Raw genomic sequence first — 10603 nt, 5'->3', positions numbered from 1 at the left:
GTGAATGGAGTTCTTTCGTGCGCACCCCGGCAAGACCGCCGCTGGATGGCCTGAAGAAGAGGCTCGACCGTTCACGCGCCGAGAACGCGCGCATGCCGCGCGACGGCTTCCTGCGCGAGACCTTCGTGCTGCCGCGCTCCGACGCGCGCCTCAAGGCGAAAGAGTGGTTCGAGCGTTTTCCCAAGCAGGCCTATTGGACAGAGATCGAAAGCTGGTTCGAGCGGCCGGGCGACGTCATCGAATTCACCATCAGGCGGCTGCCGGCGGCGGATTAACGCTCGATCAACAGCCGTCTCGCTCCCGGCCCCCGGGTGCTCAGCCGATCGCCCTTGTTCCGCAGCGGGCATTTGTCAATCGACATGCAGCCGCAGCCGATGCAGTCCGTCAGCCCGTCGCGCAGCTTCTTGAGCTGGGCAATCTTCTGGTCGAGTTCGTCGCGCCAAGCCGTCGACAGCAGATTCCAGTCCTCGCGCGTCGGCGTTCGGCCTTCAGGCAGTGATCGAAGTGCTGTGCCGATCTCGGCCAACGAAATGCCGACCTCCTGCGCCACCTTTATGATCGCCACACGCCTCAGCACGTCGCGGCCGTAGCGCCGCTGATTACCGGCGGTACGGTGGCTGCGGATCAGCCCGCGCGCTTCGTAGAAATGCAGCGCCGACACCGCGACGCCGCTGCGCATCGCCACCTGGCCGACTGTTAATTCCGTTGCCGCAGCCATCTCCGATTTTCCGCTTGACCTCAAGTTAAGTTGAGCTTGTAACGAAGAAATTCTGGATAGGCAAACCGCAGGAGAAGGCGATGTGCGCCTGGGTTAGAATGACAAGCGAGGGCGCAGTCGTCGACCAGAAAGCGGCCGTACTCGCCGCGCGCGCCGACGGTCTGCAAATCCTATCCAAGCTGCCGCATCGCCTCGCCGGCCACCATGGCGACGGAAAGCGCGACGTTGATGCTGCGCGCGGTGCCCTGCATCGGGATGGTAAGTCGCCCATCCGCCGCCTCGTGGACATGATCCGGAACGCCTGCGGATTCGCGGCCGAACAGAAGAACGTCGGCGCCGGTGAAGACGAAATCCGTATAGGCGCTCGCGGCTTTGGTCGACAGCAGCACCAGCCGCCGCGCTTCGCCTTTGCGCCAGTCCTCGAAGGCGTGCCAGTCGACATGCCGGGTCAGCGCCGCCATTTCGAGATAGTCCATGCCGGCCCGTTTCAGCGCCCGGTCGGAGAGCGGGAAGCCGGTCGGTTCGATGATGTCGACCCCAAGGCCGAGGCAAGCGGCGAAGCGCAGGATAGTCCCGGTATTGCCGGCGATATCCGGCTGGTAGAGCGCAATGCGGAGACGGTCGTTCATTTCCGCGTCTTTCTAATAAGTGGCAGATCAGCCACAGAGCTCTCGCGGTTTTGGAAATTCCTGGACTGGCGGGTGGTCATTTTCTGCGAAGTCGGTTATACGGCCAGCATTGTCAACCCGAACCGATGAAGGGGTAATTCATGATGGCCATGCACATCCACCACCCCTCTCGTGGGCTTACCAGCCCGACGGCGGTTTCGGTACGACGATTCTCCTGAACTTCTAGACTTCAATCGCACCGATTCCCGCCGAAACCTTTTTCGGCCTTCGAAGGAATCCGGCGATGTTTTTCAAGCTGTCGAAGGGGCTGAACGCCCCACCTGAACGTGCTTCGACCGATATCACCCTTGCCGCGCGGCGCGTGCCCACGGTCCGGGTTGGTTCACCCTTCTATCTGCATCTTCAACTGGAGGACGGACCGATGTTCGATCCCTGTAGAATACCCGGCTCAAGAAGCCTGCACGAGCGCAAAACCGCGACTTGGGCGCTTTTAATCGGCGAGACCTACTCGTCGGCGGTTCACGCCGAGACCCGCCAGCGTCCGCATCGCGGCATGCTGCCGGACGTCGATTTCTCGCATGCCGTTCCGGACTATAGCCGGCCGTCGCTGGTGCGCCGGATCATCAGGCTCATCCGGCCTGGTGCAAAAACCGGCGCGAAAATCCGGATCGTCAAAACGTCGTCAGCATCGTCAAACGAAACTGTCGGCGAAAGGCCCGCGACAACCTATATAGCCCGAAGCAGGACCGGCGAGGCGGACGATTCCGTATCGCCGGTCCTTGACGCCATGCGGTCTGGGCACGTCGTCCGTTCCCGTGCCGCGTGAGCGGAAACAATATTGTGAGCATCACTATGTTTAGCTGGTTTGAAAAAAGACTCGATCCGTTTCCGGCTGCGGAACCGGTCGAGCCGCCGAGGACGCTGATCGCCTTCTGCGTGCATTATACGCGCGGCGCGTGGCCCTACATCGCTCTCGATGCGGTGCTGGTGACGGCCATCGCGCTGGCTGAGGTGTGGATGTTCGGCTTCATGGGCCGGATTGTCGACTGGCTGTCGGCGCAGAATCGCGAGACGTTCCTGCAGACCGAAGGCTTGAAGCTGGCCGGCATGGCCTTCATCGTGGTTTTCGCGCTGCCGGCGACGGTCTGGTTCCATTCGCTCCTCAACCAGCAGACGCTGATGGGCAACTATCCGATGCGTATCCGCTGGCAGGTGCATCGCTATCTGCTCAAGCAGTCGATGAGCTTCTATCAGGACGAGTTCGCCGGACGCATCGCGACCAAGCTGATGCAGACTGCGCTCGCGGTGCGCGAATGCGTCATCAAGCTCATCGACGTGCTCAATTATATCGTCGTCTATTTTCTCGGCATGCTGTTCATCGTCGGCTCGGCAGACTGGCGGCTGGCGGCGCCGCTTGCCGTCTGGCTTGCCGGCTATGTCCTGCTCTTGCGCTATTTTATCCCGCGGCTGGGCAAGGTCGGTGAGGAGCAGGCCAATGCGCGCTCGACCATGACCGGCCGTGTCGTCGACAGCTACTCCAACATCCAGACGGTCAAGCTGTTCTCGCATGCGCGGCGCGAAGCGTCCTTCGCCCGGGAAGGCATGGCCGGCTTTCTCGATACCGTCTATCGGTCGATGCGGCTGGTGACGCAGCTCTACGGCCTGCTCTACATCCTGAATTCGCTGCTGTTGTTTTCGGTCACGGCGATCTCGCTGTGGCTGTGGCTCGGCCAGGCCGTGACGATCGGCGCCGTCGCCCTAGTCATCGGCCTCGTGCTTCGGCTGTGGGGCATGTCGCAATGGATCATGTGGGAGATGTCCACGCTGTTCGAGAATATCGGCACGGTGCAAGACGGCATCAGCTCGATCTCGCTGCCCCGCCTCGTCGAAGACAGGCCTGGGGCCAAGGATATTGCCGTGACCAAGGGCGAGATCCGTTTTGAGGACATCCGCTTCCACTACGGCAAGCAGAAGGGCGTGATCGAAAGCCTGTCGCTGACGGTGAAGCCGGGCGAGAAGGTCGGCATCGTCGGCCGTTCGGGTGCCGGCAAGTCGACGCTGGTCAATCTTCTGTTGCGCTTCTACGACCTTGAAAGCGGCAAGATCCTGATCGACGGCCAGGACATCGCGGCGGTGACGCAGGACTCGCTGCGCGCCCAGATCGGCATGGTCACGCAGGACACCTCGCTGCTGCATCGTTCGGTGCGCGAGAACATCCTCTATGGCCGGCCGGACGCCAGTGACGAGATGCTGGTCGAGGCGGCACGCCGCGCCGAAGCGCTTGATTTCATATCAGGGCTTTCGGACGCCGGTGGCCGCAAGAATTTCGACGCGCATGTCGGCGATCGCGGCGTCAAATTGTCCGGCGGCCAGCGGCAACGCATTGCCATTGCCCGCGTTATGCTGAAGGACGCGCCGATCCTCATTCTCGACGAGGCGACGTCCGCGCTCGATTCCGAGGCCGAGGCGGCCATCCAGGAGAACCTCTACAAACTGATGCAAGGCAAGACCGTCATCGCCATCGCGCACCGGCTGTCGACGATCGCCGCCATGGACCGGCTCGTCGTCATGGACAAGGGCCGCGTCATCGAAGAAGGTTCGCATGAGGAACTCGTTGCCAGCGGCGGGCTCTACGCCCAGCTCTGGCAGCGCCAGTCGGGCGGCTTCCTGCTCGACGACGGCCCCTCTGCCAACGATGCAGCCGCCAACGATGCACTCGCCAAGGGTGAAGCCGCCGAATGATGACTGCCATCTACCGCTGGTTCGAGAACTGGGTCTATCCGTTCCGGGAGCCCGCGGACCTTCGGCCACCTGCCGGCGTCAGGGGTTTCCTCTGGCACTATGTCGGGCAGGCGAAGATCGCTTTCTTCGCCATGCTGGTGATCGGCGGCATCGCGCCGTTGGTCGAGGCCGGACTGTTCTACTTCGTCGGGCGGCTGGTCGACATCCTCGACCAGCTTCCTGGCGAACGTAGCTGGCATGCCTTGTGGACTGCCGCCGGCCCCGAACTTGTCTTCATGATCGCCGTGGTGCTGGTCATCCGCACCATCGTCGTCGGCCTGTCGGCGCTGGTCGACGAGCAGACGATCACGCCGGGTTTCTATAATCTGGTGCGCTGGCAGGCGCATCGCCATGTGTCGCGCCAGTCCTACGCCTTCTTCCAGAACGATTTTGCCGGACGTATCGCGACCAAGGTCTGGCAGGCGGGGCAGGCGACCGGCGATCTGATGGAAAGCTTCATCGAGGTCGTCTGGTTCATGGTCGTCTATACGGTGACGACGCTGGCGCTGGTCGCCGGGCTCGATCTCAGGCTGGCGGTGCTGGTGGTGATCTGGATCTCAGCCTTCGGCCTGCTGGCCAGACGCTATTTGCCGGCGATCCGCAAGCATGCCGAGGCCACCGCCGAAGCCGGCTCGATGATCACCGGCCGCATCGTCGATTCCTATTCGAACGTGCAGACGCTGAAGCTGTTCTCGCCCGATGGCGACGACCGCTATATCAGGAACGGCTTCGACATCTATCTCGACGCGCTGCGCCCGTTCACCCGCCGGCTGACCGGCGTGCGCATGGCGCTGACCATGCTGTCGGGGATCATGATCACGGCGATCGCCTGCTTTGCCGTCTATCTCTGGGTCGAAGGCTCGATCACCGTCGGCGCCGTCGCCTTCACGCTGTCCTTGGTGCTGCGGCTGAACATGCTGCTCGGCCGGCTGATGATGCAGCTCAACAGTATTTTGCGGAACCTCGGCGTGCTGGAAAACTCGAAGGCGCTGATCTCGAAGCCGCTCGGCCTGACCGATGCGCCCGACGCGAAAGAGCTTCTCGTTGGCGGTGGGCGCATCGACGTCAGAAACGTCGAGTTCCATTACGGCAAGGGGTCCGGCGTGCTCAACGGCATCGACCTCGTGGTGCGGCCGGGTGAAAAGGTCGGACTGGTCGGGCCGTCCGGCGCAGGCAAGACGACGCTGGTCAACCTGATCCTGCGCCTCTACGACCTCGAGAGCGGCAAGATCACCATTGACGGGCAGGACGTCTCCAGGGTCACGCAGAATTCGCTGCGCGCTAATATCGGCGTCGTCAGCCAGGATACGGCACTTTTCCACCGTTCCTTGCGCGACAACATCAAGCTCGGCATGTCGGAAGCAACCGACGCCGAGGTGATCGCGGCAGCGGAGAAGGCCGAGGCGCAGGAGTTCATCCTCGGCCTGCGCGACAGTCGCGATCGTACTGGCTATGAAGCCTTTGTCGGCGAGCGCGGCGTCAAGCTCTCGGGCGGCCAGCGCCAGCGCGTGGCGATCGCCCGCGTCTTCCTCAAGGACGCACCGATCCTGGTGCTCGATGAGGCGACCTCGGCGCTCGATTCCGACATCGAGGCGGCAATCCAGGAGAATCTGGCAAGGCTGATGGAAGGCAAGACAGTCATCGCCATCGCGCACCGGCTGTCGACCATCGCGGCACTCGACCGGCTGGTGGTGCTCGACGAGGGCCGCATCGTCGAACAAGGCACGCATGACGAACTGGTTGCGCTCGACGGGCTCTATGCACGGCTGTGGAAACGGCAGTCCGGCGGCTTCCTGTTCAACGAAGAGAGCGCGTTGGCCGAGACCCGGCCGGCGGAGTAGTTTTCCATAAACCGGAGTGAGCCATGGCGGTGAGAATGCCATCGAATTTCGGACGGTCCGGCGCGCAGGAGAGCGCGTTGGATCTGCTTGGCCACGAAATCCTCGGCGAAAAGGCGGCAGCGCTCGGCCGCGCCGGCCGGCGCGTCGAGGAAACACTGACGAGGCTGCGCGAGAATGGCGACAGCGACGATCGAGCCCAGCTGCTCAAGGACGCAGCCGAAGCGGTGCACGGCTATTTCATCCAGCGCGAACTCTGCGGCCTGCGCAAGCACGACGCGGTGATCCGGGAATACAATATTCCCAAGGCCGTGCTGGCCAGGCTCGGCGCCAGCGTATGATCCGAACCGGAATCGGTTTGGGAGGCGTTATTCCAGCCACTCGGTGATGAAGCTGCCGTTCTCGTGTATGTCGGTGGTTTCCAGCGGGCCTGGCCCGAGATTGGTGAATTTGTGTGGCGTGTCCGGCGGTACGATCAGGATCTGGCCGGATGTGGCCTCGATCTGCCGGTCGCCGACGGTGAACAGGCCGGTCCCAGTCCGGATGATAAAAATCTCGCAATAGGGATGGCTGTGCAGCCTGGGGCCGCCGCCGATCTCAGGCAGGTAGTTGAAGATCAGGCAGCTGTTGGAGCCGTAGGCGCCGCACTGCAACTCGCCCTGCCAGTGGTCGGGCGCTTCGGCCCATTTGTCGCGGTCTATAACATGCGCCATAGGGCGAGGATAAACCGCGCCAGCGCCCGCTGTCGAGGCGAACGCAGTCGTTTGGTTTTCCTGCGATTTTCCAGTCATTCCATCGGGCAAATTCCGTCCCCGCGACAATCTGCCCTTGTGCCTTCACCCGTCTGGACAAAAACAGGCTTCACGCATAAACCCAAGTCCCAAATGCCGGAGGAATTCGCTAGCCTGTTCGCCATGCGCTGTCGGGCCGGCGCGATTGAGCGGGAACAAGGCTCGGCCGCCGGCATGGAAGAGGCGAAAGGATCAGGCACCCGTGAGCGCAACCGACACCCAGGATCCCAACCGTCGTGATTTTCTCTACGTCGCCACCGGCATGGCCGCGGTGGTCGGCGCGGGCGCCGTCGCTTGGCCGTTCATCGATCAGATGCGTCCGGATGCCTCGACGCTGGCCCTTGCCTCGGTTGAGGTCGACGTCTCTTCGCTGACGCCAGGAATGTCGCTCGTTGTGAAGTGGCGGGGCAAGCCGGTGGTCGTGCGCAACCGCACTGAGCAAGAGATGAAGGACGGCGAGGCGGTCAATCTCGCCGAGCTCAAGGATCCAATTGCCCGCAATGCCAATTTGCCGGCCGACGCGCCGGCGACCGACGCCAACCGCACCACGCCGGGCAAGGAAGCGTGGATGGTGATGGTCCAGGTCTGCACCCATCTCGGCTGCATCCCGCTCGGCCAGGAAGGCGATTTCGGCGGCTGGTTCTGCCCGTGCCACGGTTCCGTATACGACACCGCCGGCCGCATCCGGAAGGGGCCGGCACCCGAGAACATGGCGGTACCGGTGTTCCAGTTTATTTCCGACACCAAGATCCGTATCGGCTGAGGCAAGGGATATTTCGATGAGCGAGGGACACTCGACCTATACGCCCAAGACCGGCATCGGACGCTGGTTCGATTCGCGCATGCCCCTGCCGCGGCTGGTCTATGACAGCTTCATCGCCTATCCGGTGCCGCGCAATTTGAATTATGCCTGGACCTTCGGCGGCATCCTCGCGCTCATGCTGGCGGCGCAGATCCTGACGGGTATCGTGCTGGCCATGCACTACGCGGCCGACAGCACTCTCGCCTTCGATTCGGTCGAGAAGATCATGCGCGACGTGAATTCGGGCTGGCTGCTGCGCTACCTGCATTCGAACGGCGCGTCGTTCTTCTTCGTCGCCGTCTACATCCATATCTTCCGTGGCCTCTACTACGGCTCCTACAAGGCGCCGCGCGAGCTGCTGTGGATCCTCGGCTGCATCATCTACCTGCTGATGATGGCGACCGGGTTCATGGGCTATGTGCTGCCTTGGGGCCAGATGAGCTTCTGGGGCGCCACCGTCATCACCGGCTTCTTCACCGCCATACCGCTGGTTGGCGACTGGATCCAGCAGCTTCTCCTCGGCGGCTTCGCGGTCGACAATCCGACGTTGAACCGCTTCTTTGCGCTGCATTACCTGCTGCCGTTCATGATCGCCGGCGTCGTCGTGCTGCACATCTGGGCGCTTCACGTCGTCGGCCAGAACAATCCGACCGGCATCGAGGTCAAATCGAAGACCGACACGCTCGCCTTCACGCCTTACGCGACCATCAAGGACGGGTTCGGCATGATCGTGTTCCTGTTCGTCTTCGCCTATTTCGTGTTCTACCTGCCGAACTATCTCGGCCATCCGGACAATTACACCGTGGCCAACCCGCTGAAGACGCCGGCCCACATCGTGCCGGAATGGTACTTCCTGCCGTTCTACGCGATCCTGCGCGCCATCACCTTCAATATCGGGCCCATCAACTCCAAACTCGGCGGCGTGCTCTGCATGTTCGGCGCGATTGTAATGCTGTTCCTGGTGCCGTGGCTCGACACCTCGAAGGTGCGCTCGGCTGTCTACCGGCCCTGGTACAAGCTGTTCTTCTGGCTGTTCATGGCCGACGCCATCCTGCTCGGCTGGCTGGGCTCGCAGCCGGCCGAGGGCAGCTATGTGTTCATGGCGCAGATGGCGACGCTGTTCTACTTCGCCTTCTTCCTGGTAGCGCTGCCGGTGCTTGGGCTGATCGAGACGCCGCGGCGGCTGCCGAATTCGATCACCGAGGCGGTGCTCGAGAAGAACAAGGGTGGCGGTGGACATCCTGCCGGCGCCACGGCCGCGCCGGAAACCAAAGGCTGAGCATGATCCCGGAAAGTGGAAACCGGTTTTCGGACAAGATCATGCTCGGGACGATGACCGCGCGTCAGAGAATCTCAAGGGGATATGGCATGAAGAAGATTCTCGCCTCGTTGGCGCTGCTTGGCCTTGTGGCCGCGGGCATTGGGGCCACAGGCACTGGAGCGAGCGCCCAGGAAGAGGCGCACAATGAGGCGGCGCCGACGCATTTCCCGATTGACGAACCGAAGGAAATGGACTGGAGCTTCGCCGGGCCATTCGGCACCTACGACAAGGCCCAGCTGCAGCGCGGGCTCAAGGTCTACAAGGAAGTCTGCTCGGCCTGCCATTCGATGAATTTGGTGGCGTTCCGTACGCTGGAAGGCCTTGGCTATTCGGATGCGCAGATCAAGACGCTGGCGGCCGAATATACGATCCATGACGGCCCGAACGATGCCGGCGACATGTTCGATCGTCCCGGCAAGCCGTCCGACCATTTTCCGCCGCCGTTCCCCAACGAGGAAGCGGCGGCGGCGGCCAATGGCGGTGCAGCACCGCCCGACATGTCGCTGCTGGCCAAGGCGCGCGGCGTCGAGCGCGGCTTCCCGCGCTTCGTGTTCGACATCTTTACGCAATATGCCCAGGGCGGCCCCGACTACATCCACTCGCTGCTGACCGGCTACGACCAACAGCCGCCGGCGGGCATGGTCATACCAGAAGGCACGCACTACAATCCGTACTTCCTGTCCGGCGTGTCGCTGAAGATGCCGAAGCCGCTCTCCGACGGCCAGGTTACCTATGATGACGGGGCGCCGCAGACGGTCGACCAGTATTCTCGCGACGTGTCGGCCTTCCTGATGTGGGCGGCAGAACCGCACCTCGAGGACCGCAAGAAGACCGGCTTTCGCGTACTGGTCTTCCTGCTGCTGTTCGGCGCACTGGTCTACCTGACCAAGCGCAAGGTGTGGGCCGGCGTGGCGCACTGAGCCCTGCGATATAAGAGAATGCGAGGGCGTCGAAAGGCGCCCTTTTCATTGCAGGCATGTCGATTCATCGCAGCCGGCGCTGAACAAGGCCCTTTGCCGGACAATTTTCCGTCAGGCGTCACATGGCGGTAGCCGGACTTGGCTGCACCGGGTTACGATTGGCCAATTCCTTTCACGTCTTTAGCCGAATCTGAATGGCCCGGAGAGCCGCTTGATGAAGTCCTCGCTCGAAGAGACGCTGCTTGCCGCGATCCGCACCATTCCGGATTATCCCAAGCCGGGCATCCTGTTTCGCGACATCACCACGCTGCTCGGCAATGCGCGGGCCTTCCGCCGCGCGATCGACGAACTGGTGCATCCCTATGCCGGCCTGAAGATCGACAAGATCGCCGGCATCGAGGCGCGCGGCTTCATCCTCGGCGGCGCCATCGCCCACCAGCTCTCAGCCGGCTTCGTGCCGATCCGCAAGAAGGGCAAGTTGCCTTACGAGACGGTGCGCGTCGCCTACAGCCTGGAATACGGGCTGGACGAGATGGAGATGCACAAGGACGGTGTTTCTCCGGGCGAGAAGGTAATCCTCGTCGACGATTTGATCGCCACCGGCGGCACGGCGGAGGCGGCCGTCAAGCTATTGCGGCAGATCGGCGCCGACATTCTCGCCGCCTGCTTCGTCATCGACCTGCCGGACCTTGGCGGCCGCGAGAGGTTAGAGGGGCTCGGCGTGCCGGTGAGGACGCTGATCGGGTTTGAGGGGCATTGAGCGTTTCTTCCTTCTCCCCCGTGGCAGAAGGGAAGAATTCCGC

At 62.6% G+C, this 10603-nt stretch carries 12 protein-coding genes; 9 read left to right on the top strand and 3 right to left on the bottom strand.

The genetic code is table 11. From position 1 onward, the window contains the following. Window positions 1-17 precede the first annotated feature (17 nt). Window positions 18-275 carry a hypothetical protein gene (locus NKH05_RS24340; RefSeq protein WP_023679487.1) on the top strand — a complete coding sequence of 86 codons (258 nt, stop codon included), beginning with the start codon at window positions 18-20 and terminating at the stop codon, window positions 273-275. Here NKH05_RS24340 and soxR read toward each other — a convergent pair. Together soxR and NKH05_RS24330 are read right to left on the bottom strand one after the other, a co-directional pair. Beyond that, window positions 272-718, bottom strand: a complete 447-nt coding sequence (soxR, locus tag NKH05_RS24335; RefSeq protein WP_023719213.1) for a redox-sensitive transcriptional activator SoxR — start codon at window positions 716-718, stop codon at window positions 272-274. The two genes, NKH05_RS24340 and soxR, sit on opposite strands and share 4 nt — an antisense overlap. A gap of 170 nt (window positions 719-888) precedes the next feature. Continuing rightward, entirely contained in the window at window positions 889-1347 is a 459-nt protein-coding gene (locus NKH05_RS24330) for a tRNA (cytidine(34)-2'-O)-methyltransferase (protein ID WP_353026264.1), read from the bottom strand. Window positions 1348-1630: 283 nt separating this feature from the next. Between NKH05_RS24330 and NKH05_RS24325 the strand changes: the two genes are divergently transcribed. From NKH05_RS24325 to NKH05_RS24310, 4 genes are read left to right on the top strand one after another with little or no spacing between them, the layout of a single operon-like run. Then, the gene (locus NKH05_RS24325; RefSeq protein WP_352482080.1) at window positions 1631-2173 is read left to right on the top strand and encodes a hypothetical protein; all 543 of its coding nucleotides are present in this window, start codon (window positions 1631-1633) and stop codon (window positions 2171-2173) included. 26 nt (window positions 2174-2199) lie between these two features. Then, window positions 2200-4089, top strand: a complete 1890-nt coding sequence (locus tag NKH05_RS24320; protein ID WP_352482081.1) for an ABC transporter ATP-binding protein — start codon at window positions 2200-2202, stop codon at window positions 4087-4089. Then, a complete protein-coding gene (locus NKH05_RS24315; protein ID WP_352482083.1) occupies window positions 4086-5969 on the top strand; it encodes an ABC transporter ATP-binding protein in 1884 nt (627 codons plus the stop codon). The genes NKH05_RS24320 and NKH05_RS24315 overlap by 4 nt, the downstream gene beginning before the upstream one ends. A 23-nt stretch (window positions 5970-5992) precedes the next feature. After that, window positions 5993-6307 (top strand): DUF6665 family protein, encoded by a 315-nt coding sequence (locus tag NKH05_RS24310; protein ID WP_023719208.1) that lies wholly within the window; start codon window positions 5993-5995, stop codon window positions 6305-6307. 27 nt (window positions 6308-6334) lie between these two features. Here the strand turns inward: NKH05_RS24310 and NKH05_RS24305 are convergent, their stop codons facing one another. Then, window positions 6335-6679: a cupin domain-containing protein gene (locus NKH05_RS24305; RefSeq protein ID WP_023719207.1), complete on the bottom strand. Its 345-nt coding sequence runs from the start codon at window positions 6677-6679 to the stop codon at window positions 6335-6337. 280 nt (window positions 6680-6959) lie between these two features. Between NKH05_RS24305 and petA the strand changes: the two genes are divergently transcribed. The 4 genes from petA to NKH05_RS24285 all read left to right on the top strand — a co-directional run bounded on the left by petA (window position 6960) and on the right by NKH05_RS24285 (window position 10560). Next, the gene (gene petA, locus NKH05_RS24300; protein ID WP_023719206.1) at window positions 6960-7520 is read left to right on the top strand and encodes a ubiquinol-cytochrome c reductase iron-sulfur subunit; all 561 of its coding nucleotides are present in this window, start codon (window positions 6960-6962) and stop codon (window positions 7518-7520) included. Window positions 7521-7536: 16 nt separating this feature from the next. Then, window positions 7537-8838 carry a cytochrome b gene (locus NKH05_RS24295; protein WP_352516104.1) on the top strand — a complete coding sequence of 434 codons (1302 nt, stop codon included), beginning with the start codon at window positions 7537-7539 and terminating at the stop codon, window positions 8836-8838. An 89-nt stretch (window positions 8839-8927) separates the two neighbouring features. Continuing rightward, window positions 8928-9800 (top strand): cytochrome c1, encoded by an 873-nt coding sequence (locus tag NKH05_RS24290; protein WP_023719204.1) that lies wholly within the window; start codon window positions 8928-8930, stop codon window positions 9798-9800. 214 nt (window positions 9801-10014) lie between these two features. Beyond that, window positions 10015-10560 (top strand): adenine phosphoribosyltransferase, encoded by a 546-nt coding sequence (locus NKH05_RS24285; RefSeq protein ID WP_023719203.1) that lies wholly within the window; start codon window positions 10015-10017, stop codon window positions 10558-10560. The last annotated feature ends 43 nt before the right edge of the window (window positions 10561-10603 follow it).

The sequence above is a fragment of the Mesorhizobium sp. M1399 genome, assembly GCF_040317735.1.
Classification (GTDB): domain Bacteria; phylum Pseudomonadota; class Alphaproteobacteria; order Rhizobiales; family Rhizobiaceae; genus Mesorhizobium.
This window is presented reverse-complemented; position numbering and strand designations above follow the sequence as displayed.

Bases quoted from the DNA above. Each gene is read 5' to 3' on its own strand.
- NKH05_RS24285 (WP_023719203.1), top strand. From the start codon at position 10,015: ATGAAGTCCTCGCTCGAAGAGACGCTGCTTGCCGCGATCCGCACCATT.
- NKH05_RS24305 (WP_023719207.1), bottom strand. From the start codon at position 6,679: ATGGCGCATGTTATAGACCGCGACAAATGGGCCGAAGCGCCCGACCAC.
- NKH05_RS24330 (WP_353026264.1), bottom strand. From the start codon at position 1,347: ATGAACGACCGTCTCCGCATTGCGCTCTACCAGCCGGATATCGCCGGC.
- soxR (WP_023719213.1), bottom strand. From the start codon at position 718: ATGGCTGCGGCAACGGAATTAACAGTCGGCCAGGTGGCGATGCGCAGC.
- NKH05_RS24325 (WP_352482080.1), top strand. From the start codon at position 1,631: ATGTTTTTCAAGCTGTCGAAGGGGCTGAACGCCCCACCTGAACGTGCT.
- NKH05_RS24290 (WP_023719204.1), top strand. From the start codon at position 8,928: ATGAAGAAGATTCTCGCCTCGTTGGCGCTGCTTGGCCTTGTGGCCGCG.
- NKH05_RS24320 (WP_352482081.1), top strand. From the start codon at position 2,200: ATGTTTAGCTGGTTTGAAAAAAGACTCGATCCGTTTCCGGCTGCGGAA.
- NKH05_RS24310 (WP_023719208.1), top strand. From the start codon at position 5,993: ATGGCGGTGAGAATGCCATCGAATTTCGGACGGTCCGGCGCGCAGGAG.
- NKH05_RS24295 (WP_352516104.1), top strand. From the start codon at position 7,537: ATGAGCGAGGGACACTCGACCTATACGCCCAAGACCGGCATCGGACGC.
- NKH05_RS24315 (WP_352482083.1), top strand. From the start codon at position 4,086: ATGATGACTGCCATCTACCGCTGGTTCGAGAACTGGGTCTATCCGTTC.